Source organism: Micromonospora sp. ALFpr18c, from assembly GCF_008868155.1.
Lineage (GTDB): Bacteria > Actinomycetota > Actinomycetes > Mycobacteriales > Micromonosporaceae > Micromonospora.
Map to the genome: position 1 here is coordinate 1 of NZ_WBKR01000491.1, position 494 is coordinate 494.

A 494-nucleotide genomic window follows, 5' to 3' on the forward strand; every position below is an offset into this window, starting at 1 on the left:
GCTCAGCCCGCACGCCCGGGCCCACCATCGGATAACTCATCCACTCGGTCCTATCTGTGCTAGCCGGACTCCACCGGCCTTAACGGAAATTCGACATATTCCGTTACACAGATCTCCCTACAGGCCCCCTCGGGGCGGCCCGGGACCGGTTCACCGGCGCCCGGCGGGTGGCTGGTGACAGCACTCTGGGTCGGGTCCTTGCCGGCATCGACGCCGACGCCCTGGATGCCGCGGTGTGCCGATGGCTGATCAGCCGCGCGGGTTCTGGCGGTCCGGGCCGGCGGGTGATCGCCGTTGATGGAAAGACGTTGCGGGGCAGCGGTCCCGCGGGCGCTCAGGTTCATCTGCTCGCCGCCGTGGATCACCGTGACGGGATCGTCCTGGCCCAGAGTGACGTCGATGGGAAGACGAACGAGATCACCAGGTTCGTGCCCATGTTGGACACCCTCGACCTGGCCGGGGCGGTCATCACAGCGGACGCCTTGCATACCCAG

1 pseudogene is annotated in these 494 nt (G+C 67.2%); it reads left to right on the plus strand.

The window, feature by feature from the left end:
- Positions 1-128: 128 nt before the first annotated feature.
- A pseudogene (locus F8271_RS31810) lies at positions 129-494 on the plus strand (ISAs1 family transposase); the annotation flags it as partial.